Source organism: Heyndrickxia camelliae, assembly GCF_002844575.1.
GTDB classification, from domain to species: Bacteria; Bacillota; Bacilli; order Bacillales; family Bacillaceae_C; genus Margalitia; species Margalitia camelliae.
In genome coordinates, this window is sequence record NZ_PIQO01000019.1 from 77,953 (window position 1) to 101,352 (window position 23,400).

Annotated in this window: 24 protein-coding genes; 6 read left to right on the top strand and 18 right to left on the bottom strand. The window is 35.6% G+C overall.

Annotated features, from left to right (window positions below; genetic code table 11):
* Nucleotides 1-36: 36 nt before the first annotated feature.
* Nucleotides 37-366, bottom strand: a complete 330-nt coding sequence (locus tag CWO92_RS19640) for a CHY zinc finger protein (protein ID WP_101355908.1) — start codon at nt 364-366, stop codon at nt 37-39.
* A gap of 53 nt (nt 367-419) precedes the next feature.
* Nucleotides 420-755, bottom strand: a complete 336-nt coding sequence (locus CWO92_RS19645; protein WP_101355909.1) for a L,D-transpeptidase — start codon at nt 753-755, stop codon at nt 420-422.
* Between the two features lie 159 nt (nt 756-914).
* Here CWO92_RS19645 and CWO92_RS19650 point away from each other — a divergent pair, with 159 nt between their 5' ends.
* On the top strand, nt 915-1,094 hold the full coding sequence (locus CWO92_RS19650; protein WP_101355910.1) for a hypothetical protein: 180 nt from the start codon (nt 915-917) through the stop codon (nt 1,092-1,094).
* A 38-nt stretch (nt 1,095-1,132) separates the two neighbouring features.
* Here CWO92_RS19650 and CWO92_RS19655 read toward each other — a convergent pair whose 3' ends face one another.
* Complete coding sequence (locus CWO92_RS19655; RefSeq protein WP_101355911.1) at nt 1,133-3,334, bottom strand: PAS domain-containing sensor histidine kinase; 2,202 nt, start codon at nt 3,332-3,334, stop codon at nt 1,133-1,135.
* 191 nt (nt 3,335-3,525) lie between these two features.
* On the opposite strand from CWO92_RS19655, the gene CWO92_RS19660 reads away from it, so the two are divergent.
* Nucleotides 3,526-4,179: a DUF975 family protein gene (locus tag CWO92_RS19660; protein WP_101355912.1), complete on the top strand. Its 654-nt coding sequence runs from the start codon at nt 3,526-3,528 to the stop codon at nt 4,177-4,179.
* A 68-nt stretch (nt 4,180-4,247) separates the two neighbouring features.
* On the opposite strand, the gene CWO92_RS19665 is transcribed toward CWO92_RS19660, so the two are convergent.
* From CWO92_RS19665 to CWO92_RS19700, 8 genes are all read right to left on the bottom strand, one after another.
* Entirely contained in the window at nt 4,248-5,453 is a 1,206-nt protein-coding gene (locus CWO92_RS19665; protein ID WP_101355913.1) for a M20 metallopeptidase family protein, read from the bottom strand.
* 417 nt (nt 5,454-5,870) lie between these two features.
* Complete coding sequence (locus tag CWO92_RS19670; protein ID WP_101355914.1) at nt 5,871-6,002, bottom strand: YjcZ family sporulation protein; 132 nt, start codon at nt 6,000-6,002, stop codon at nt 5,871-5,873.
* A gap of 339 nt (nt 6,003-6,341) precedes the next feature.
* Nucleotides 6,342-6,824, bottom strand: coding sequence for an SRPBCC family protein (locus tag CWO92_RS19675; RefSeq protein WP_101355915.1), 483 nt, complete (start codon nt 6,822-6,824; stop codon nt 6,342-6,344).
* Between the two features lie 57 nt (nt 6,825-6,881).
* A complete protein-coding gene (locus CWO92_RS19680; protein WP_101355916.1) occupies nt 6,882-7,313 on the bottom strand; it encodes a VOC family protein in 432 nt (143 codons plus the stop codon).
* Nucleotides 7,314-7,481: 168 nt separating this feature from the next.
* The gene (locus CWO92_RS19685) at nt 7,482-8,366 is read right to left on the bottom strand and encodes a TIGR01777 family oxidoreductase (RefSeq protein ID WP_101355917.1); all 885 of its coding nucleotides are present in this window, start codon (nt 8,364-8,366) and stop codon (nt 7,482-7,484) included.
* A 179-nt stretch (nt 8,367-8,545) separates the two neighbouring features.
* Nucleotides 8,546-9,022, bottom strand: coding sequence for a divergent PAP2 family protein (locus CWO92_RS19690; protein ID WP_101355918.1), 477 nt, complete (start codon nt 9,020-9,022; stop codon nt 8,546-8,548).
* Between the two features lie 18 nt (nt 9,023-9,040).
* Nucleotides 9,041-9,316: a DUF1292 domain-containing protein gene (locus CWO92_RS19695; protein WP_101355919.1), complete on the bottom strand. Its 276-nt coding sequence runs from the start codon at nt 9,314-9,316 to the stop codon at nt 9,041-9,043.
* 297 nt (nt 9,317-9,613) lie between these two features.
* A complete protein-coding gene (locus CWO92_RS19700; protein ID WP_101355920.1) occupies nt 9,614-12,799 on the bottom strand; it encodes a DEAD/DEAH box helicase in 3,186 nt (1,061 codons plus the stop codon).
* A gap of 160 nt (nt 12,800-12,959) precedes the next feature.
* Between CWO92_RS19700 and CWO92_RS19705 the strand changes: the two genes are divergently transcribed.
* On the top strand, nt 12,960-14,792 hold the full coding sequence (locus CWO92_RS19705) for an alpha/beta hydrolase family protein (RefSeq protein ID WP_207767819.1): 1,833 nt from the start codon (nt 12,960-12,962) through the stop codon (nt 14,790-14,792).
* A 49-nt stretch (nt 14,793-14,841) separates the two neighbouring features.
* Here the strand turns inward: CWO92_RS19705 and hmpA are convergent, their stop codons facing one another.
* Complete coding sequence (hmpA, locus tag CWO92_RS19710; protein WP_101355921.1) at nt 14,842-16,125, bottom strand: NO-inducible flavohemoprotein; 1,284 nt, start codon at nt 16,123-16,125, stop codon at nt 14,842-14,844.
* Between the two features lie 169 nt (nt 16,126-16,294).
* Here hmpA and CWO92_RS19715 point away from each other — a divergent pair, with 169 nt between their 5' ends.
* From CWO92_RS19715 to CWO92_RS19725, 3 genes are all read left to right on the top strand, one after another.
* Nucleotides 16,295-16,687, top strand: coding sequence for a thiol-disulfide oxidoreductase DCC family protein (locus CWO92_RS19715; RefSeq protein ID WP_101355922.1), 393 nt, complete (start codon nt 16,295-16,297; stop codon nt 16,685-16,687).
* 147 nt (nt 16,688-16,834) lie between these two features.
* Nucleotides 16,835-17,719, top strand: coding sequence for a hypothetical protein (locus CWO92_RS19720; protein ID WP_101355923.1), 885 nt, complete (start codon nt 16,835-16,837; stop codon nt 17,717-17,719).
* 54 nt (nt 17,720-17,773) lie between these two features.
* Nucleotides 17,774-17,953 (top strand): hypothetical protein, encoded by a 180-nt coding sequence (locus CWO92_RS19725; protein ID WP_101355924.1) that lies wholly within the window; start codon nt 17,774-17,776, stop codon nt 17,951-17,953.
* Between the two features lie 6 nt (nt 17,954-17,959).
* Here the strand turns inward: CWO92_RS19725 and CWO92_RS19730 are convergent, their stop codons facing one another.
* The 6 genes from CWO92_RS19730 to CWO92_RS19755 form a co-directional block, all read right to left on the bottom strand.
* Nucleotides 17,960-18,145 carry a hypothetical protein gene (locus CWO92_RS19730; protein WP_101355925.1) on the bottom strand — a complete coding sequence of 62 codons (186 nt, stop codon included), beginning with the start codon at nt 18,143-18,145 and terminating at the stop codon, nt 17,960-17,962.
* 125 nt (nt 18,146-18,270) lie between these two features.
* A complete protein-coding gene (locus tag CWO92_RS19735; protein WP_101355926.1) occupies nt 18,271-18,573 on the bottom strand; it encodes a DUF5634 family protein in 303 nt (100 codons plus the stop codon).
* Between the two features lie 127 nt (nt 18,574-18,700).
* Nucleotides 18,701-19,579 carry a helix-turn-helix domain-containing protein gene (locus CWO92_RS19740; protein ID WP_101355927.1) on the bottom strand — a complete coding sequence of 293 codons (879 nt, stop codon included), beginning with the start codon at nt 19,577-19,579 and terminating at the stop codon, nt 18,701-18,703.
* 197 nt (nt 19,580-19,776) lie between these two features.
* The gene (locus CWO92_RS19745; protein WP_101355928.1) at nt 19,777-21,561 is read right to left on the bottom strand and encodes a S9 family peptidase; all 1,785 of its coding nucleotides are present in this window, start codon (nt 21,559-21,561) and stop codon (nt 19,777-19,779) included.
* Between the two features lie 34 nt (nt 21,562-21,595).
* Nucleotides 21,596-22,834 (bottom strand): M20/M25/M40 family metallo-hydrolase, encoded by a 1,239-nt coding sequence (locus CWO92_RS19750; RefSeq protein ID WP_235851642.1) that lies wholly within the window; start codon nt 22,832-22,834, stop codon nt 21,596-21,598.
* Nucleotides 22,835-22,965: 131 nt separating this feature from the next.
* Complete coding sequence (locus CWO92_RS19755; RefSeq protein WP_101355930.1) at nt 22,966-23,196, bottom strand: excisionase family DNA-binding protein; 231 nt, start codon at nt 23,194-23,196, stop codon at nt 22,966-22,968.
* Nucleotides 23,197-23,400 lie beyond the last annotated feature (204 nt).

Consider the following 23,400-nt stretch of genomic DNA (forward strand, 5'->3'; position numbering starts at 1 on the left):
AAAGGGCTTGTCCTTTTGGAACTTTTTTATTTAGTCTCAGGCTTCAAAATACAAATGCCGGTGTAGGTGGCAGCCAGGATTAAAATCTTCATTGCATTTCGGACAACGATAATCACAGTCCATATATTGTATAATCGTTAATTCCGTGCCGCAAGTTCCGCATAAAATTGCCTTTTGATCAAAGTCTTTTCTTGGCCATACTGCTGAGTGACCACATCCATGTTCCTCATGGCATTGATAACAAGGATAATACGTTTGACAGCAGAAAAATTTAATTGCAATTCGATCCTTTTCAGTATGGTAGTGAGTGCAACGTGTCTCCTCATCTACTAAACTACCTTTCACCTCATGGCCTTTAATTATCAATATATTGACCTCCTGAATAAGAAAGTATGGCTTGTCCAAAGAAAAAAGATATCTTAATCATGTATATAGACATTTGTCCCAATTGGTACTATATTAGCTAGTTCCAATACATCATTATTATACATTCTGATGCAGCCATGTGACACGTTTTTTCCAATCGAGGAAGGATTATTTGTGCCATGGATACCATAATGCGGTTTAGATAATCCCATCCAAAATGCTCCGAAAGGACCTCCGGGATTTTTCTCTTTATTGATAATCGTGTAACTACCAGTGGGTGTGGGTGTTAGCATCTTTCCAATTGCGACTTTATATCTTTTAACCACTTTATTGCCATCTAATAAAGTTAATCGATGTTTCTTTGTATTAACATCTAGCCATAAGACCACTTTATCATCTCCTAGACTCCGTTTTTCACATTCTATGAGATGATTTTTAAAATGTTCATAGTTAGGTATTTGCCTATTTTTTGGGGAGATAGGCTCCATCCCAGCTAATTTACATACCATTATATTGTAATGAAAAAGAGAGAAAGGATTGGTTGATAAATGCCTCCATATTTTCATCATTATTACCCAACTTATGGACATGGATATGGTTACGGCCATTATCCATATCATCCTGTAGCATATCATCCAGGATATTACCATCATCCATATTATGGACATTACAATAATCATTACGGTCATCCATGGCATCATGGGGGACACTACGGGGGACACTACTAGACTATCTGAGAAGATATGGTTGCCACCCATATCTTCTTTCATCCTATAGAATTTAAAGGAAGAAAAACTTCAAATACAGAGCCCTCATTTAATTTACTCGAAACCGTTATCGTACCATTATGATTTTCTATGATTTTTTTACTAACCATATAGCCGAGGCCAGTCCCCTTCTCCTTCGTCGTGTAAAAAGGTTGTCCCAGTTTTTCTAAGACCGAGTCTGGGATGCCGCATCCCTCATCAATAAAACGAATATGTACTCCATTTGTATCTTTTACATTTATTTGAATGGTAAGGGATCCACCCGTTGGCATCGCTTCAATTGCGTTTTTAATAAAATTGATGCAAACTTGTTTTATCTGATTAATCTCACACAAAATATAAATTTCTTCCTCATAAAAATCTGTTATAATTTCAACATTATTTAATATTGCTTCCATATTTAATAGTGTAATCACTTCATTCATTAAGGAATGAATCTCTATGGTTGAAAAAGTTACTGTCTGCGGTTTAGCAAGTATAAGTAGTTCACTTAAGATTAACTCAATGCGATCGATTTCAGAAAGAATAATATCGAAGTATTCAGTTCTCTTAGACAAATCTGATTTAATTAATTGAATAAAACCTTTTATGGCTGTCATTGGATTACGTATTTCATGAGCAATTCCTGCTGCGAGCTGACCAGCAATAGAAAGCTTTTCAGAACGCACAAAAAGTTCCTCCGCTTGCTTTTTTTCGGTAATATCGCGGAGGATAATCGCCCAACCATCAATTCCCCGTTTTTGCTTCGGGAGCGGAAATCCAGATATTAGGACATTTAGATGAGTTCCATCTTTTTTAATTCTTTTGGTTTCATAAGACTCCTGCGGTGTTCCGTTTTTTATTTGCTTTACAATATAAGATACCTCTAACTGGTCCTCTTGGATGATATAAGGCAGACTATCCAAATTTAATCCGAGTATTTCCCCTGCTTTCCAGCCTAGCACCTTTTCAAATGATTTATTTACCCTAATCACTCTATCATCGTTATTAAAGATAATAATTGGATCGACATTGTGATCGATAAAGGATTCTAAACGTTCTCTAGCTAGCTTTAAATCTTTTTCCACCTTTTTTTTAGCTGTAATATCTTGAGCGATTCCATAAACTCCCACCACTTGTTTATCGACAACCATTGGAATATACGTAACATCGAAAATCAATGATTTTCTCCTTTTTGTATTAGCCATTATTTGAAAGCGCTGTACATTCCCAGTAATTGTTTGAGTATAATGATATTTTATTTTTTCCCTATTAATAATAATCGAATTTGAAATATTGTCATTACCCAGTAAATCTTCCATTGAATATCCTAATGTATCTTGGAAGGATTGATTTATAGAGGTAAAATTCCCCTCTAAGTCCAAAGAAAAGGTCACATCAGGATGATTTTCAAATAAAGATTTATACCGTTCTTCACTTTCCTTTAATTGAAGCTCATAGTTCTTCCTGTCCGTGATATTCCTAGAAAACGATAAAACCTCTATTAACTGATTGTTTTCATCAAAAATTGCATGGGCATTAGTTTCGAGCCAAATATAATGTCCATCTTTATGTCTTACACGATAAGAAATCCTATTGGTTTCTGCAAAATTTACTATATATTGGTGACTTTCTAAAATCTTATTGATATCATCAGGGTGACAAAAATCTAGAACACATTTTCCGATTAGTTCGTCTGGCGAGTAACCTGTTATCTCGTAACATGATTTAGATATGTACCGAAACCGAATGGATGAATCAGACTTACCAATAATATCTACGGAATTTTCTGTAATCTGTTGATATTGCTTTTTTATTTCTGATAAATTTTTCTCTGTTTTTTTCAGCTTACTTATATCTTGAATCTGTGATATAAAAAATAACGGTGAATGATTTTTATCTCTTACTAAAGTTACGGTTAGAAGCATAGATATGGTATGTCCATCCTTATGAAGTAAACGTTTCTCCGCTGAATAAGAATCGCGCTTTCCTTCTAGCACTTCCTGTTTTATACGAGTATTTATTTGTAAATCATCAGGATGTATATATTCAGCAATGTACATACATCTTAATTCATCTTCCTTATATCCCAGTAATGAACAGGCAATTGGGTTCACTTTAAGAATTTTACCGTCCAATGAAATTAATGACATTCCGATTGGAGCATAATGAAATGCCTGCCAAAACAGGGATTCCTGCTCGACACCCTCATTATTAACCATGATCCTAATCCCCCATTGAAATAACCCCAAGTTTCTTTTATCTTAGCAAAATATTCCTTTGATGAATACAGCAATTTACAACTTTTTACCTATATTATTTTTGAGATCATAACTGTTTTCTATATAAAAGTATTCTTTTTCTGTAAAAAATCTAATACTATATGAATATATAAAAAGGAGGATTGTACATTTTGAAAATTAGAGAGATAAAACGTAATGCAAGACAAACCTTAAAAGGTAAATGGGGATTTGCTATTTTGCTTGTCATTATTACATTTGCTGTAAATAGCATTGTGCCCTTCTGTGTTAACATCATCGTGGATGGTGGAATCTCAGATAATAGCGATTCTTTAGGAGCGAATATCGGAAATCTTGTGTCCATTTTTGTCATTCCTATTTCCATTGGTTGCAGCTGGGTTTACTTGAGCATGGTTAGAGGAGAAGAGGCTAAGATTAGTGATATATTCCGCTTTTTCTCTGATGCAAAACGATATTTTAAGGCAATTGGCTTAACTTTACTTGTTCTTATATTTACAATATTATGGTGCTTGTTATTTATCATTCCAGGAATTATTAAGGGATTTGCTTATTCACAAGTAAATTATTTATATAAGGACCATCCGGACTGGAAAGTAACACAGCTTATTACAGAAAGCAGAAGGTTAATGAAGGGATATAAATGGAAATTATTTCTCCTATATTTAAGTTTTATTGGATGGGGAATCTTATGTATCTTCACATTAGGAATTGGTTTACTATGGCTTGTCCCTTATATTAATACATCTTTAGCAGAATTTTACCGTCAGAGAGTGGAAACAACCGAGAAAAAATCTGATTTAATATAAACATTTTGATAAATATAGAAGAGGGTAACCCTCTTCTATTATTTTTTCACAAAACTAACAACATTTTATCAAACGACTGTTGTTTCTCCTTTTGCAGGACTATGTTGCTCTAAATAAGTTAAGGTAGCCACCCCCATTGTTTTAGCAGCAATTAATAATGCCCGCTCATCAATATCAAACTTGGGATGATGATGAGGATAAGTAAAATCACGATCCGGGATTTCCGCTCCTGTAAAGAAGAACGTTCCTTTCACATGCTGTAAATAATAAGCGTAGTCCTCACCGCCCATTTGTGGTTCCCCAACAACAACCTGTTCCACCCCTGGAACGGCTTTTGCCACCTCTGCGACAAATTCGGTCTCTTCCTTGTGATTCACCAATGCTGGATACCCTCTAGAATAGCTATAATTATATGTAGCTTCAGAAGACTGGCAGGTTCCTTTTACAATCGTTTCGATTTCTTTTTCGATTAAGTCTCTAACATCTTCATTAAATGTTCTGACGGTTCCTCGCAAAACTGCCTTATCTGCAATAACATTAAAGGCATTATCCGCAACAAAGGAGCCAACCGATACCACTGCTGGAGATAATGGATTAACCCTTCTGCTCACAATTTGTTGAAGACTTAGAACTAATTGAGACGCTATAACAATGGCATCTTTCGTTTGATGCGGTGAGGCACCATGTCCTCCTCGACCTTGAATGGTAATTTCAAAACTATCAGCAGCCGCCATGACAGGTCCAACTCCATAAACAATGGTCCCTACTGGTACGCCTGATGATAAGTGGGTTCCATACATTACATCCACTCCGTCTAAGCAGCCGTCCTCAATCATTGCTATCGCACCACCAGGAGCTACTTCTTCCGCATGCTGATGAATAAAGACAACTGTACCCTCCAGTTCATCTTTCATACTATTTAAAGCCTTTGCTAATCCAAGCAATGTCGCGGTATGTCCATCATGCCCACAAGCATGCATAACACCTGAAACTTTTGATTTATAAGGAACATCATTTTCTTCTTGAATCGGCAGCGCATCAAAATCTGCTCTTAATCCCACTGTTTTACCAGGTTTTCCGCCCTTTAGAACAGCTACGACTCCACGACCGCCTACTTCTGTTCGCACCTCATGTCCTAATTCTTGATGAAAGGCCGCAATAAATTTAGGAGTCTCTACTTCTTGAAAAGAAAGTTCAGGATTTTGATGAAGATGTCTGCGTATTTCCACGATTTCATCATATAATTCATCTAGTTTTGCAAATAATTTTTCCATATTGATTCCTCCTAAAATATTATTTATATAAACCTTGATATATAAATAATCAAAGTCTATTTCATTATGAAACTCGTATTTCATTTACTTTGTTTTGTTAACTCTATCATCGCTTAAATATATTTTCAATAGACTATACATACTAAATTTTCCATTAATTTTCGACATATTTATTTCTATAATCGAACTATTTTCCTAGTTCTTCATTTTGCTGTATAAATGATTCCAGCTCTCAACATGTTATTATTGAGGTGGTACTATTGTGTAGAAATTTACTTATTTCTGTTTTGGTGAGTATTATCCTAACCATTATTCTGAATATTATTTTATGGTGTATATTTGGATTCCCGCATCTATAAAATAATAAAGGGCAGATTTTCATCTGCCCTTTACTCTTACTATTATCTTTGGATCATTCTACCATCTTACATAAGCTGTACCAACAATAATCAATAGGATAAACAATACAACGATTAATGCAAATCCTGCACCTGCGCCGTAACCGCCACCGCCGTAGCCGTAGCCTCCATATCCGCATCCACCGCACATAAAGGTTCACCCCCTTTATTTTCAATCAAGATTGTGAGTTACAATCTATATACATAAGTTATGTCGTGTTCAATAAATCTGTATAGACAAACATATATCTTGAGGAAGAAAATTTAATAAAATGTCATTTATAATTGGAGGTTCTCTAGAAATATCTTTTTATAAGAAAAAAGCACATGTCATAGACATGCGCTTTAATGGAGGTGCTTTATGAGTGGTCACGGATTACTTTAGAATATGCAAATTAAAAAAAATGTTAAAGGACAAGGATGGAGAAAATAAAAATGTGTTTTTATGTAATTGCATAGAACTTAATCAAATCATACGTCTTTTAAAGCATTACTTTATTCGATCCACTTGTTTTATATACTGCTCATATACATTTTGCCATTCATCCATTGAAAACTTCTTTAAAGCACCGTTTAATAAGGATTGAAATACATCCATACATATATGCCAGCCTGCTATGTCTTTTGCTGTATGATCATTGATGGCAGGAAAAATATCTTTTAACACTAATAAACAGCCATCAGATTGTGAAGTCAGTTCGAAACGAACGGAGCCTTCGCCCCATTCAAATTCCAGTATAGATTCCTTTTCAAAGTCTAGAATTCTCATTTCAATGGTTTTTTCTGATCCATCATTCATATTAAACAGGACGGTTCCATTTTTTCGAAGATCTTTCACTTGAAGATTAGAGAACCATTTTACAAGCTTATCATTTTCAGTTAGTGCGGCCCATACTTCTTTAACTGAATGTGGAAGCATACGTTTAAAAATAACTATGCAGCCACTTCCTGCCTTTTCCATTTCCGCTAACATGATTGTCCTCCTAAAATTAGAAAAGGCTACCCAAATAGCCTTTATTCCCTTTAAATGTTATAGGTTATTTTCGCCAAGTGTTGAAACTTGCCAAGTAATGCCAAATTTATCTGTTACCTGTCCATAAGAGGGACTCCAGAATGTTGGTTGAAGAGGCATTATTACTTTACCTCCCGCTTGCAGTTTTTCAAAAACTTCTTTTGATTTTTCTGCATCGCTTATATTTAAGGCAATTGTAATATGATCTCCTACTTGATGTGGTTGTCCAGGGAATGTATCCGAAAGCATTAATTCCGAATTGCCAATTTTCAAATGTGCGTTTAATACACGATCTTTTGCCTCTGCTGGTGTTGGATGCTCCGGATTATCGGGCATTTCCCCAAAAGTTTTAAATTCCAGAACCTCCGCATCTAAAGCATCCTGATAAAATTTTACCGCTTCTTGGCCATTTCCGTTTAATACTAAATAAGGATGAATTCCTACAATCATCATTAACACCTCGAATTTTTGGATTTTGAAGTATAAGAACATATGTTTGATTCTGTATTTTATATTAACATATTTACTATTATATTGCAAACGGTTTCTAGTTTTATTTTTCCTATGCACCAAAAATGTTAATTTATTTTCTTGACCTAAAATAAAAGGGACTTTTTCCTATATAAGCTGCTGAATCGCATCTTCGATTTTACGATACTTAAAATGATACCCCTCTCTTTCAAGTCTTTCTGGTATAACCCAACGGCTTTTCAAAATTAGTTCTGTTTCCGTTTTGATTAAAATGGCTCCTATTTCCAGCATCCATTTAGGAGTTGGGAGACCGAATTTACGATTCATTGCTTTTCTTAATAGCTCCATCCATTCTCGATTTGTAATTGGGTTGGGAGAAGAACAATTAAATACCCCGTTTAAATCTTCTCGCTCTTGGAGGAAGAGAATTATTTGGAAGATATCTTCAATATGTACCCAGCTGAATTTTTGAGTACCAGGTCCTTGTGCGCCGCCCAGTCCAAAACGAACAAGGTTTTTAAATGGCACAATGACACCTCCATGCTCCCCTAACACAATTGCAATTCTTAATGCAATTTGTCTCGTTTCCCTCAAGTCAAATTCAAAGAATACTTTCTCCCATTGTTTTGCTACATCTACGGAAAAACCAGTGCCAATCTCCCCTGATTCCTCTGTCATTGGTCGATCATCTGCATGTCTATATATCGTTGCTGTACTCGAATTAATCCAAAGCTTAGGGGGATTTTGACATTTTTTTATAGCGTTTCCTAGGATTTTCGTTGTTTCTGTTCGAGATCGAAGGATATCTTCTTTGTTTTTTGCATTATAGCGGCAATCAACCGATTTACCTGCTAAGTTTATTAACATTTCCGCGTTTTCTAATGCTCCCACAATCCCCTCATGGCCATCCCATGTAATATGATTGGGCTGTCTGGAGATGACCTTTACTTCATAATCCAAATCTTGAAACTTCTTTTGTAAATACAAACCTATAAAACATGTACCACCTGCCAAAACCATTTTCCTTTTCATGTTATTTCCCTCATTTCTTCGTATGGAAATCGAATTTTTAGGCAAAACAGTTTGTGAAATTATTTACATATAATATAACAAATATTTCCAAACAATTAAACTGTTTTTATATATAATAAAAAACGTTGTGTATAAACAACGTTTTTAAAGTGACAATAATTATTTTATGTAAACTAATTTCAGTAGTACAAAAAGAACATTAGAATACTAATACAAATCCCTACAATTGCACCGACAAACACTTCAATTGGGCGATGTCCTAATAATTCCTTTAGAGCTTTTCTTTGTTCTTGTGGAGTATTTTTTGGGTTCGTCCGCATTTCTTTTACAAATTCATTAAATTCCACTATTAAACCATTTAGAGCTACAGCTTGATTTCCAGCATGCCGCCGTACGCCCGCTGCATCAAACATAATAATGGAACTAACAACAACGGCTATTGCAAATGAGGTAGACGATATTCCATTTACAATTCCAACGGCTGTAGATAATGATGCTACAGCAGCAGAATGGGAGCTTGGCATACTCCCACTACTAAAAGCAAGCCCCACATTCCATGATCGATTAGTAACAAAATACAATGGTACTTTTACCACCTGTGCAATAATAATGGAAGTAAAAGCAGCCATAAGCGGGTAATTACTGAATAGACTCAAACCGAAATCTCCTTTTGACTATTCTTGATTTTCGTCTTTCATCATCTTTTCAAAGGCACGCGCAACTTTTTCAAATTCTTCATCACTCTCGATTGCAGATAAAAAACCATCTGGATCATTTCTCAAGTAAAACACATCAATATCATTATTGTCGTCTTGGTGGAGATCTTCTACAAAACTTACTGCTATATATTCATTACCCGATTCAGTTAATGTTCCAACTACTTCAACCTCTTGTTCTTCATTGTCTGCTTCACTTATCGTAAAAACTTCTCCAACTTCATATTTTTCCATTATGTTTTTCCCTCATTTTCAAATAGTATTGTAGTATTAATTTGTCCAATTATGATTGTTTTAATAAAACATAGTACCCAATTTAATGGATTAAAAAAATATATAATCCACTAACCTGTCTTGGGAAAGTTTCTACCCTAATTGTTCTTTATTGAATCATTCACCTTAGTTTCTGGCATAATTCTTTAGTTTTATTCCCTTTTCTACTAGGTTTCCTTGGCTTTAGGCACCATACTCCCCACGAGAAGTTCCCTTTTTCTCCAATCACGAAATGTTCTCATTCCAAGCATCCCCAAATTAAATCATGAGTATTTCCCGAATATCTTCTTCTGTTAAACCCGAAGCAGCACTCTCATCCGGATGTAAAATTTCATCGATTAAATGTCGCTTTTTATCCTGTAGCTCATTTATTTTTTCTTCAATGGTTCCACTCGATATCAGTTTGATTACTTGAACGGTATTTTGCTGTCCGATTCGATGTGCGCGATCTGCTGCTTGTTTTTCCACCGCCGGATTCCACCAAGTGTCATATAAAATCACGGTATCAGCACCTGTTAGATTTAAGCCGGTTCCTCCCGCTTTTAAGGAAATTAGAAATAAATCTCTTCCGCCATTATTAAATTGGTTGCAAAGTTGGATTCTTTCTTCGGATGGTGTTTGGCCATCAAGGTAATAAAAGGAAAACCCTTGATTCGACAAAGCTCTCCCAATTAAATCGAGCATTTTAGTAAACTGGGAGAAGATTAATACTCTTCTTCCAGCTTGCTTTGATTCCTCTATCATTTGCAAGAGGCGTTCAAATTTTGCAGAACTTCCTTGGTAACCATCAACAAACAAAGCCGGATGACAACAAATTTGCCGTAATCTTGTCAATCCTGCTAAAATCTTAATACGATTTTTTCTTAAAGTATCTTTATCTAAATGCTTTAAAGTATCATGTCTAAGTTTTGCTAAATATGCCGCGTATAGCTTTTTCTGAGCTGGCAGTAATTCAACGGAAGCCCTTTCTTCCATTTTTTCAGGAAGTTCAGCTAATACATCTTCCTTCATCCTGCGCAGCAAAAAGGGACGAATTCTTCTGGCAATCGTCTTTCTCGTAAGATTACTATAATCCTTATATCCATGGAATAAATCAGGAAAGACAATATGAAAGATAGACCAAAGCTCCTCCAGCGAATTTTCAATTGGTGTTCCCGTTAGAGCAAAACGATGATTTGCTCGGATTTTCTTTACCGCTCGAGCAGTCTGTGTTGTTGGATTTTTAAAGCTCTGGGCTTCATCAAAAAACACAGTATGAAAGTTTTGCTTTTCATACCAGTAAATATCGCTTCTAAGCAATGGGTAGGAAGTAATGATGACATCCACTCGTTCCAGTGATTGCTGCAAGTTTTGCCTTTCCTTTTTACTTCCATCCATCACAACTGCTTGAATTTCCGGAGCAAATTTAAATATTTCACTCAACCAGTTATGGGTTAAGGAGGATGGACAGACAATTAAAACCGGTAGTTTAGCATTACGAACATTAGTCAGCTCTGAGAGGATAAATGTGATGCTTTGCAATGTTTTACCAAGCCCCATATCATCAGCCAATATTCCGCCAAATCCATAGCTTGCAAGTAATTTCATCCATTGAAAGCCGCGTATTTGGTATTCTCTTAAAATCGACTTTACTTGGTGAGGAACCTCAAATTTATTGATTTCATTGTTTTCCAAAAATCCCCTTAATGATTTTTCTAAATCGAGAAGTTCATGATTTTCAATCGAGCTTAATGCCTTTACTCCTTGAATCATAGATACTTGAATGCTGCTATCTATGTGATCCTTTTCAGTAGGAAGAGCATATAGAAAACGATGAATTTCCTCCAATTCCTTTGTCTCCAGTGAGAAAAGCGTTCCGTCTTTCAAGCGATAATACTTGCGTTTTTCCTCTAATGCCAATAGGATTTCACGTATTTCCTTTTCAGGAATTCCATCCATTTCGAATGTGAATTCAAGCCAATTGGTCCGTTCTTTTGAGGGTTTTACGCGAATACGCGGTTTTGTATTTTTCTTAATAATTCGGTTTCTCACAGAAGTAGTTGCATAAATCTGGACATATTTTTGCAATTTAGGAACAATATGATATAAAAATTCATATTCTAATTCCTCATTATGCAAAAAATATCCACCTTCTGTTTGCGTAAACCTGCCTTCCCTCATCAATTGAAGAATTGCATCTTCCTTTTCCATATCCCTAACAATTATAGAGTTGGAGCGAAGTTCTATTATCTCTAATGGATTAAACGCGAAAGTATCATATTGAAATTCAAGACCTGCTAAAAGACGGTTTTTTACTCTGTCCAAATAGAGTTTTGCTATTAAAGGTGTTTTATTCATTTCCTCCAAAATTTCAGCAGAAAACTGGACATCCACCATTCTTTTTAAAGATGGAATCACTTTTTCCTTCATAAGATGGAATTGCTGCGAAGGTATGAGAATCTCATTTGTTCCCGATTCTTTTAGCAATTGTTTTATACTGATAAGCTTTTCAAAGTCTCCGAAACTAAATTCATATAATTTTCCAGTAAATAAAATGGATTGGTAGGAATCCAAAATGATTAAATCACTTATATTTTTTACCTTTAGCAGATAGGAATCGTTCAAAGTCTTTGTAAAAAGAAATGGAATGGGCAAAGAATCTTTTATAATCTGAATGCCATAAAAAGCATGTCCATTGTATTGAAGTTGAACTGATTGCAACTTTCCTAATAGTGGTTTTAGATTTTCCCATATAGAAGGAGGGATGGAAATGGTATGAAAACCAAATTGCTGCTCAGTCTTAACGAAGATCGTTTCATCCTCTATTGTTTGAACAAGCTGCTCCATAACAGCATCTATATCTTTTGAAAAACAATGCTGAGCAGGATTAAACGTAAATTCGGATGAAAGTGAACATTCCTTTCCCTCTTTCCAATTCATTAGGAAATCGCGAATATTCAGTACCCTTATTCCTTCAATGCTTATTTCCATACCGAAGATACTTTTTCCCTCTTCTAATTCGATAACCTTGCAGATGAGTTCAATATCAAGCACTTGTCTATTTTCAAAGTGGTGTCTATGTGTGCTTGAACGTTTTTCTGCATTAAATAGTTTTAATAAATTTTCAGTTATCCCATCAGATGGTACTTCTACTACATCATAAAGAACTGGCGTAGTCGTCCCTCTCTTTTGTTTATCATAAATGGCTAATAGAACTGCCGCTATATGCTGACAGTCTTTTTGATAGGAAACGAGACTGGGACAGCTGCAATTCGCTTTCAGCTCTTTACCATCTTTTTGAAGGACAACATGAAAGTCTTCTGTTCCTTTTACGAGTGCTTCGCAACATTGGGAGCTTATTTTCTCAAAGCTAACTTTATTGGAGCGAAAAAAAGCCTCACCTCTTTTGAAGGAGACGATCCCGCATCTTTCTTTAATGATTTTAGGACTTAACCTTACATTCACTTATATTGCTCCTCCCAAGGACGATCTTCTTCATTCATTCTATCATGTTGGAACCAGTTTATTAAATCAAAACCATCTCCCTATTCTTTGCCAATAAAAAAGGTTTTTTCCTAATTTTCCACGAATATATTCTATTATACGAACAAAAGGGGGTAAAAAAGTGACAAATAATATTCCTGTATCAAATAGTAAACAGTACACCATTGAGCAGTTTTTTAACTCTGAATCTATAATGTATAACTCTATTTCTTATGATGAAAAAAATGTGTTATATTCCAGTGACAAGAGTGGAATTTATAACGCTTATATTGTTTCATTGGAAAATGGTTCGCACAAGCAAGTGACGCATTCAACTGATAATGCTATCCACGCGATTTCCTTTTTCCCAAATGATAATCGCTTTTTATATTTAAGCGATAAAGGCGGAAATGAGATTCTTCATATCTATGTACAAAATGAAGATGGATCTGTTAGCGAGTTGACAACAGGTGAACAAGAGCGTGCGGAATTTTATCAATGGAGCAGGGATGGAAAAAGTTTTTTTTATGGTTCCAATAAAAGAAATCCAAGCTTCATGGATGTATATGAAATGGATATAGAATCATTTCAATCTACCTGTATTTTTACTAATAACGAGGGATATGAGTTTGGTTCGGTGTCTCCGAACAATCGGCTTCTTTCATTTGCAAAAGTGAATAACTCCAATGACTCCAATATTTATATTTATGATCGTGATATAGATCTTTTAAAACATATCAGCCAGCATGATGGGGATGTCCATTATATACCTCAAAAGTTCAGTGAGGATTCGATGTATTTATATTTTTTAACAGACGAGAATGATGAATTTCAGTATTTAAAGAGATATCATATTAATACGAATACTTCTGAAGAAGTCATGAAAGAAAATTGGGATATAATGTACTCTTTTTTCTCACAAGATTACCATTATCTTGTCTACGCCATAAACCATGATGCCAAAACAGTTGTGAAAATCTTAAATGTTACAACCAACCAACTTTTAGATCTCCCCAATCTACCGGAAGGACAGATAGTGAACATAAAGATGTCGAAAAGCGAGCAAGTGATTACCATCCAATGTAACAGTTCGAATTCTCCGTCCAATTTATATGCTCTTCATCGGGAATCAAAAAAGTGGAAAAAACTCACCAATACATTAAATCCTGAAATTAATCAACAGGATTTAGTAAAGGCTGAAGTCATTAGATACCCATCCTTTGACGGTTTAGAAATTCCAGCTATTTATTATAAGCCTGTGATACGAAATGGCGAACTAGCACCTGCATTAGTATATGTACATGGTGGACCTGGAGGACAGTCCAGAATGGAGTACAATCCGTTATTCCAATACCTTGCTAATCAGGGCTATGCTGTCTTAGCAGTGAACAATCGAGGCAGTTCTGGATACGGGAAGTCTTTCTTCAGTGCTGCAGATCTTCAACATGGAGAAATTGATTTAGAGGATTGCATACAAGCGAAATCATTTCTTCAATCACAAAACTATATTGACAACAATAAAATTGGCATCATTGGTGGAAGCTACGGAGGATATATGGTTCTGGCTGCACTAGCCTTCAGACCAGAAGAGTTTAATATAGGAGTCGATATTTTCGGTGTTTCAAATTGGGAGAGAACATTGAAGAGTATACCGGCATGGTGGGAAAGCTTTAGAGATGCACTTTATAAAAAACTGGGCAACCCATATACCCAAACAGAATACATTCGCAGCATCTCTCCATTGTTCCATGCAGAAAAAATCAATAAGCCATTAATCGTTCTTCAAGGAGCCAATGACCCCCGTGTCCTACAAGTAGAGTCGGATGAAATCGTTGCGGCGTTGCAAAAGAACAATGTACCTGTTGAATATGTCGTCTTCCCTGATGAAGGACACGGATTTATGGAAAAGGAAAATAAAATTATTGGTTACAAAGCGGTTCTTGCCTTTTTAGATCAATATTTAAAACAGGTATAGCAATAGGAAAGGAACAGATGATTTTTTCTGTTCCTTTTACCTGCTTTTTTTAAACTTCATCTTCTAGATTTCCAAATGTACCAAAAAATTCATAATGAATATCTTGTTCTGGAACTCCCCATTCTTTTAGGATTGAATTAACCACCTTCATAAACATTGTGGGTCCACAGAAGTAAAATTGAGCTTTATTTGAAGGAAGCACTTCCTTCAACCATTCGAGTGTTATAAATCCTTCTTTATCAAAATAATGCATTTCTTTATCTGATTCTGTTGGCTTTTCATATATAAAATATGATTTTACGTTTGGATGTTGACCGCTTACATTCCTGACGTGGGTTCTAAAAGCATGTACATTCCCGTTTCTTGCAGCTTGTATATAATACACTTTTCGTTCTGGTTGCTCATTAGCTATATAATTCAACATAGAAGTTAAAGGAGTTAATCCTACTCCACCGCTTATTAAAACAACAGGTTCTTGACTATTTATATCTAAATAAAAATCACCTGCTGGAGAAGAAATCGGAAGAATATCTCCTTCATTGAAGTATTTATGAAGATCGGTTGAAACCACACCTGGAGGCAGCCCTTCTCTAATTGGATCTTCGCGTTTAACACTAATTCTATAATAGTCAAGGCCAGGTCGATCGGACAAACTATACTGTCGCAAATGTGTATATTTTTCTTGTTCTATTTCCACTTTGACCGTAATATATTGGCCAGGAATAAATACCGGAAGCTGCTTGCCATCCTTCGGTTTTAAATAAAAGGATGTTATGATATCGCTCTCATCTACTTTTTTATCAATTACGAAATCTTTAAAACCTGCCCATCCGCCTGACTGTGTTTCCGCATTTTTATATAGTTGATTTTCCATGCGGATAAAGACATCGGATATAACATCATATGCATCTGCCCATGCGTTCATAATCTCATCCGTTGCCGCGTCACCAAGAATTTCCTTTATCGCTCCCAGTAAATTTTCTCCAACGATTGGATAATGTTCCGGTTTAATATTTAAGCTTCGATGCTTTTGCCCAATTCTTTCTAAAGCAGACATTATAGGACTCATATCCTCAATATTTGCTGCTGCTGCATAAACGGCATCTGCAAGTGCCTTAGGTTGATGTCCTGTAATTTGATGAGTCATATTAAAGATATTTTTTAATTCTGGATGGTGCTCAAATAATCTTTGATAGAAACGTTTGGTAATTGCCTCACCATGTTCTTTCACGACTGGAAGTGTACTTTTTACAATTTCAAGTTTTTTTGGATCTAACTTCTTAACGGTTTTCACAACCGATTGCCAATTATTTTGTTCATCTGTATTTACCATTAACATCCCTCCTTCTCTTCTCAAATCTAATATGCCCAATTTCATTGGGTCACCGTGAAAGTCTTCACTATTAGATTCTTACACTCCTTCCATTTACTTTCATGTAAAATGAAAAATTCTGCTTATCTTGGTAAAATAAAAGAAAGAGTTTGATAAAGGAGTTGAGAAAATGAAAGACATTATCCTTTTCGATGGTATTTGTAATTTCTGCAATCAGAGTGTTCAGTTTGTCATCAAAAGAGATCCATCTCATATATTTCATTTTGCTTCTCTACAAAGTGATATAGGACGAAATTTATTAAATGAATATGGTATTAATGAAAATGTGAATAGTGTTGTATATATTACAAACGGCAAAGCCTACGTAAAGTCAGATGCTGGCCTCCAGATTGCCCGCAGGTTGAATGGATTTTGGAAATTACTATATATTTTCTATCTTGTTCCTACGCCAATCCGAGATCTTGTATATGATTATATTGCCAAAAATAGATATAAATGGTTTGGTAAGTCCGATAGCTGTATGATTCCATCACCAGAGATAAAAAAAAGATTTTTAGAGTAATTATTCCTTTGTTATTTAGTTTACATAATATTTTTATTGTTAAATTAAAAATTTCATTTTTATAAAAGGAATTTTATCCCTTTCAAGCGAATAAAACTAATATCATTTGTGTTTTTTTCCAATAACGTATCATTCTGGAGGATGCCTATGAGTGTTCCGTCTAATGAAATGAACCAAAAACGCACATTATGGCAATGGATTAGTTTTATTACCCCCTACGTCTATTCTACAGGGATTGTATTAATCATTGGTTGGATGCTGTCTGCAGCTATAATAAATGGTATTGATACAGTGAAGCATCATTCATGGAAGGCTTTTTTCCTGCCAACAAATTCCCATGCTGATGGGGAATCTTGGGTGAATACTGTTGCTTATGCCATTATTGATTCTAATTTAAATAACATCATCTTTCGTGGTATTTTCTTACTTATTATTTGGGTGCTTCTCTTTTTAATGATTCCTGTGGCTTTTACGCGCTTAAAGCGGTTTAAACTCTTTAATTTTGAATTTGAGGTGGAAGATAAAGAACAAGCGGCAATCCAAACAGTAGAAATTAATGGCGGTAAAGCAAAATTAATGGCTTATTTAACTAGTGATGACGCTGCTGGAAAGTTATTTGATTTCTTAGAAGGGACGGTTATCAATTATCAAGAGGCCCTAATGTATTTTCTTGATGAAATACAAGCTGGTTATCATCAGCATTTTAATGCTTCTTTTAGCTATATTGTGCATAAAGATGATAATCTACCGCCGCAAATAGAGGAATTAGCAGATGAATCGAGGGAAACTGGAGAAGCTGTATTAAGGAATAAAACGGATAATGAAAATTTATTAAAGAAAAATTATCTTGTATATTATTTTTATTTTGAAAATCATACTTTTATAACCGTACTTAGCAGTTATCAACATCAATTCGATATATTTGATAAATATTTAATCGAATTGCTTCATAATATTATAAATAAAAATGTAGAAAACATCGAATACATGGTTGCGTTAACCTCTGAGGATAATGAAGAGGATCTAGCTTAATGCTTGACCAAAAAGAGGATTGTCTACTAAAATTGAAAGAAAGGAGGGTAAACAATGAATTCCCATTTTCAAATCCCAATCCACTCTAATAAAGTAAAAGAACGTGCGGAGAAAAAATTAAAGGAAATGAAAGCGAATAAGAAAAATGGGCGTTCTACTGCCAATTCATTTGTGAAACCTGTCCATGTTAGTAAGGACGATCCAATTGTAAAACGAATGCTGGGGCAACTATAAACTACATTAAACTTTCCGTACTTTATTTTGATGTAAGACTTTTGAATGCTTTCGAGCCATATCCTGCATAATAATGGAGTTAGCAATTAAATCAGATGGTTGCCTTACCGATAAATGATTTAAATCTACATCACGTACACTTTTAAACCGTTCTCCCCGCAAATATCTCTTATAGAGTTCCAACGTCCGCATCTATTTCCCCGCCTTTCCTTTTTTATCTTATTCTTATTACTTCGTTTCCGCTAATCAAAATTATTATCTCCTTCATCATCATTTAAAAATGCCCAACAGTATAAACCATTGAGCCTGATCGTCTATTAATGATCATTAATATGTGAAAATACCTCATCTAAGCTTTGGTACCCTTTTGACTCTCCATCTTCGAACTGAATAGTCCAATCCTGATTCTGTAATGCAAGGCGGCCGTAATGATCCTTTTTATAAGGCATGTTTACCATATAAATTTTACCATCTTTTCTAACTGTATACCCCATATAAAACGTATCCCTTATCCCTTCCTCTTCGTAGATGCCAATATCCTCCAAATCATATTTCGTCATAAGTCCTTTTAATTGATGAGTCATATCATTTTTTAATTGTACATATGGAACATATTCCATTTGGATCCCTCCCACGCTTTTTGTATATTGTGTCCCTTCCTATAAATAATATGTTTATAGAAAAAAGAGCCCCAGCATATGGAGCTTTATGTCCTTCCCTTAGGAAAAGTGTTACTAGAATCCAACTTTACTCATTAAAATCTAAATTACTTGGATGTTTAGGTAGTAGATGATCTTGTGAAAGCATGTTTGTAGTCTCAACTTTATCATCCACTTCTTCAAAACGGAAATCGTCTGCCCACACCTTCCCTCTACCAATCAGTAAAACACCAAAGTGAATAGACGAACTCTCTTCCGGTATATCTAAAATAATTGAATAGTGGTTCCATTCAGTTGTACCGTGTATAGAACGATTTTCCATATTATCAAATTGAATTGTATCGCCATTGCCATTATCAACACGAAACCAAGCACCGCATTTTGTTACTTGTTCTGTTTTTAAGAAGCACGACATCTTTATTCTTTTTCCTTTGTAATTATCCGCTTGGAAACTTTGCATCATTGTCCCAAATTGTTGTTCATTTGCCTCACCCTTCGTATAAAGCAAACCTGATTTTGTGCCTGAATGAAATATACTATTGTCTATCTTTAACTCATACAATTCAGGATTAGAGCCACTTAAACCCCAGCCTTTCATTTCTGTTGTGTTCAAATTATTCTCCTCCTTTACCATTTGTATATCTCTCATAAGTTTGCGGAATTTTCCAGGCGGCAAGTTGTATACTTCTTTGAATGCTCTTGAAAACGCCTCTTGAGATTGAAAACGACAATAGATGGCAATTGTTATAATTGATTCATCTGTGTGTAATAGAAGCGACGAGGCCAATGCTAAACGCCTTAGACGTATATATTCTCCAATCGATTTCCCCGTTTCTTGCTTAAATACCCTAAATAAATGATATTTTGAATATCCAATAAGGGAAGGAAAAAAGTCAAGTTGAATATCTTCTGTGAGATTTTTTTCGATATAAGAAACCATTTTTTGTGTTATTTCGCTGTAATACAACTCGCTCACCCCAAAATTATTGTAACGAACCGAAAGAGAATATTTTTGATCCATATTGCTATTTTTTCTTTCTCGCAAAGATTAATTTTCTGCTAACTAACGGGTTTCCTTCTATCTCTTGTTTCTAAATGATTAAGATATTCCTAAAAAATCCCCCTAATCAAATTAGGAGGATCTTATCTTAATCGCTTTTTTCACTATAATCCAATATATTGATCAAGAAAATCTGCCACAGCTGTATAGGCTGTAATATTATTTTTTAATTTAACAAAGAAATGTCCCTCATCTTCAAAACGGATATAGGTTACCGGGTGATTTCTCTCTTTCAATTCATTTACAATTTGTTCTGCCTCTTCAATCGGAACACGAGGATCATTTGCCCCATGAAGAACCATTAAAGGGCTAGTAATATCCTTTGTCCGATGAATTGGATCAATTTCATCGAAAAATTCGCCATCTTCTTCAATGCTTCCATATTCAAGCTCTCGCAATTTGCGGCGCCATGAACCGGTATTTTCCAAGAACGTTTTAAAGCTTGAGATTCCGACAATATCAATAGCTGCAGACCAAAGTTTCGGATAATGAGTTATAGCAGCAAGCACCATAAATCCACCATAACTTCTGCCCATAATAGCAATTTTATCAGGGTCAGCATTTCCGTTATTCTTTAACCATTCTACCAAAGCTGTTAGGTCTTTTACAGAATCCATTCTTTTTCGGACATCATCCAAATGGACATATGTCTTTCCATAACCAGAGCTGCCCCTGACATTAGGAGTGCAGACAGCATAGCCTCGATTCAGAAAATACTGCAGGAAAGGATTGTACACAGCTCTAATCTGACTTTCCGGACCACCGTGGACAAACACAACGACAGGAAGTTTTCCTGCATGCTTCTTAGGTTTATAATAAAATGCAGGAACCTCTAACCCGTCAAACGATGAAAAACGAATTAATTCTGGCTCCACTAACTGTTCTTCAATGACTGGAGACTTGGAAACAAATGTCAATCTTTTCGCTTTGTTTGTATGAACATCCAGTTCCCAAATATCAGAAGGATATTTCGGTCCGTTGAAAACATAAGCAAGCTTGGAATCATCCGGTGAAAAAGCTAACTCTGTAATGGCACCAATTGGTGTATCCCATGTAGAAAATTTCTGTTCCAAAAGGTTAAAGATGACCCCTTTGGATATTCCACCTTCATTCACACTGTAGGCAAGCAGATTTTTATTATTGCTTAATGTCAATTCTTCTAAATCCCATTCTCTTTTATCCAACCAAGTGAGATTGGAAGTAGTTAAATCTATTGCAGCTAAACCAATAAACTCACGATCTTTATTCGAAAGAACATAAATCTGATTTCCATCCTTACTAAACTGTGGAGATAGGAATATTGCTTCTCCATCGTGTTCGGTTAACCATCTTACTTCTCCAGATTCTAGCTCTAATATGCCAAGATCATTATCGAGATTGGATTGTGTCCTTTGAATAAGCAGGGATTTACCATTTGGATGCCATTTAACAACGGAATAAGTCCCGTCCTGTTGATACACTTGGCGAATTTCCAAGGTTTCGATGTTTTGAATATAAAGGTCAAAGTAAGTAGGATGACGGCGATTGCTCGACCATGCTATCCATTTTCCATCGGGAGAACTACCGCCATAATGGTGAATATGGTCAGGTGAATCGGTTAATGGAGTTATATCACCCTGTTCACTTAGTAAAAAAAGCTGCTCTTTTTCATTTACTCCAACATCCATCCCAATGACTCGCATTTTAGTTCCAGATATATATTTTACAAATATAATTCTCTCTTCTGTAAAGGAGGTTTGAGATGGCCACCCTTTATCTGACCAAAGCTCCCATACCTGCGGAAGGCCAGTATAATTCGTTATGAAGCTCAATACCTCACCATTTGGATGATAAACCGGATTCCCAGCAGATCTGACATGTAAATATGGTTTGACATCTATCCATTTCATACAAATCCCCCCCGATAAATTTATTAACTGTTCATTATCCTTGACGCTTTGGTAAAAGCGGCTCACTTACTTCTTGGACTCCTGCAAGGCCTAATACTGTTAAGAATATTTTTTGTACTCCATAATAAGCTTCCTTTGGATCAAAAAATTCATTTAATGTATGTACTCCTCCAAAATCTCCTCCACCTCCAAGGGTGACCGCTGGAATTCCTAGACTAATCGGTACATTAGAATCTGTGCTGCTCGGATTATCAAGGATTGGCTCAAAACCGAGAGCTTTTGTTGCTGCTAATGCTGTTTGCACAATCACTGCATCGGGTGCTTGCGAACCTGCAGGCCTGTCCCCTACTAATTCCAACTCCACATTAATGGAATCTGTATTCCAACGTTTGTTTTCCTCTATAGCAGCTTGTTTTATCGAAGCAATAATTTGCTCTTCTAATTTCGATAATTCATCCTGTGAAGTAGAACGAATATCGACGAGCATATTGGCATTTTGCGCAATCGTATTAACAGAAGTACCTCCGTTTATAGTACCAACTGTAAAAGTTGTCTTCGGATTATCCGGAACTTTTAATTCGGAAATTTTTGCAATCGCTCTTCCTAAAGCATGGATAGCACTTGGCTTTCCAAAATCACCAAAGCTATGCCCGCCTGGTCCCAAAAAGGTTACATGATACCTGTGACTGCCTGTTGCCAGGTAAGTTGTTCGTTCCGGATTACCTGGTTCAATAGAAATAAAGCCGTCAATATCCTTTCTGTTTTGAAAAAGCGCTTTTACTCCTCGTAAATCACCTAACCCCTCTTCCCCAACCGTGGCACAAAAGATAATATCCGCTTTTGTTTGGATATTCGCTTCATCTAAAGCACGAACTAGCGTTAACACAACTGCTAATCCCCTACCATCATCTGCAATTCCTGGTGCAAATATTTTACCGTCCTTTCGTTGCGGTTCCACATTTGTCCCTTCTGGAAAAACAGTATCCAGATGTGCAGAAACAACAAGTTTCGGCCCATTCCCTGTTCCTCTGCGTACTCCAAAAATATTGCCTGAGTTATCCACAGATACGTCTGCCAAACCAAGTTCTAGCAAACGTGTTTTGTATACCTCTCCCCGTGCCTCTTCCTGAAAAGTAGGTGCTGGAATCGCGGTTAATTCCATTTGCTCCGCAACGGTTCTCTCATTTTCTAGTTTAATAAACTCCAAACCCTCTTTTACCTGCGTATTCGAAAGAATTTTTTCAATCGTTTCTTCTACAGTCTTAGTAATCACTTTTTTGGGGAGCCTCCTTAAAATTGTCTTTTGTTCACATCATTTATTATATTCGAAAAATTCAAGGTTTTTCTACTTTAATGCTCATTAAATAGAGAAAAAGACTAGCGCGTAGAATGCTAGTCTTTCTATTAATCCTCATCCTTCACATCTAAATCTTCCGGAATCGGTTCATTTAAGTATTCCTCTATTAATTTCTTCATTTTTTCCATTTGTTCCAGATGGGAGTTAAACTGCTCGCGATTAATTAAAAATTGCTCCCCATCATGAACCACTCTAATTTTTTTTTGTTGAATAAGTTTTTCAATATAAGATTCCGGCAAGGATAGATATTCTGCTGTTTCCTTGATCGTTAAATACACAACAATCACCTCGCTAATTTACTAGCTTTATCTTTATCCAACCTCTAACACTTTTTTAACCAAATACTAGTGTTCACTTGGACCTCTTGCAGCCTAAGAACTTTTTCCTTAAGCTTACCTTTTTTATTCAGGTTTCACAAAAAGTAGGTGTAACTTTTCATCCTTTTTGACAGCCTATAAAGGACATTTGCTTACCCTTTTTAC

Excerpts from the sequence above, each read along its gene's own strand:
- CWO92_RS19650 (WP_101355910.1), top strand. The coding sequence starts at position 915 with ATGCCTCCATATTTTCATCATTATTACCCAACTTATGGACATGGATAT.
- CWO92_RS19655 (WP_101355911.1), bottom strand. The coding sequence starts at position 3,334 with ATGGTTAATAATGAGGGTGTCGAGCAGGAATCCCTGTTTTGGCAGGCA.
- CWO92_RS19665 (WP_101355913.1), bottom strand. The coding sequence starts at position 5,453 with ATGGAAAAATTATTTGCAAAACTAGATGAATTATATGATGAAATCGTG.
- CWO92_RS19670 (WP_101355914.1), bottom strand. The coding sequence starts at position 6,002 with ATGTGCGGTGGATGCGGATATGGAGGCTACGGCTACGGCGGTGGCGGT.
- CWO92_RS19675 (WP_101355915.1), bottom strand. The coding sequence starts at position 6,824 with ATGTTAGCGGAAATGGAAAAGGCAGGAAGTGGCTGCATAGTTATTTTT.
- CWO92_RS19680 (WP_101355916.1), bottom strand. The coding sequence starts at position 7,313 with ATGATTGTAGGAATTCATCCTTATTTAGTATTAAACGGAAATGGCCAA.
- CWO92_RS19685 (WP_101355917.1), bottom strand. The coding sequence starts at position 8,366 with ATGAAAAGGAAAATGGTTTTGGCAGGTGGTACATGTTTTATAGGTTTG.
- CWO92_RS19695 (WP_101355919.1), bottom strand. The coding sequence starts at position 9,316 with ATGGAAAAATATGAAGTTGGAGAAGTTTTTACGATAAGTGAAGCAGAC.
- hmpA (WP_101355921.1), bottom strand. The coding sequence starts at position 16,125 with ATGGTAAATACAGATGAACAAAATAATTGGCAATCGGTTGTGAAAACC.
- CWO92_RS19715 (WP_101355922.1), top strand. The coding sequence starts at position 16,295 with ATGAAAGACATTATCCTTTTCGATGGTATTTGTAATTTCTGCAATCAG.
- CWO92_RS19720 (WP_101355923.1), top strand. The coding sequence starts at position 16,835 with ATGAGTGTTCCGTCTAATGAAATGAACCAAAAACGCACATTATGGCAA.
- CWO92_RS19725 (WP_101355924.1), top strand. The coding sequence starts at position 17,774 with ATGAATTCCCATTTTCAAATCCCAATCCACTCTAATAAAGTAAAAGAA.
- CWO92_RS19730 (WP_101355925.1), bottom strand. The coding sequence starts at position 18,145 with ATGCGGACGTTGGAACTCTATAAGAGATATTTGCGGGGAGAACGGTTT.
- CWO92_RS19735 (WP_101355926.1), bottom strand. The coding sequence starts at position 18,573 with ATGGAATATGTTCCATATGTACAATTAAAAAATGATATGACTCATCAA.
- CWO92_RS19745 (WP_101355928.1), bottom strand. The coding sequence starts at position 21,561 with ATGAAATGGATAGATGTCAAACCATATTTACATGTCAGATCTGCTGGG.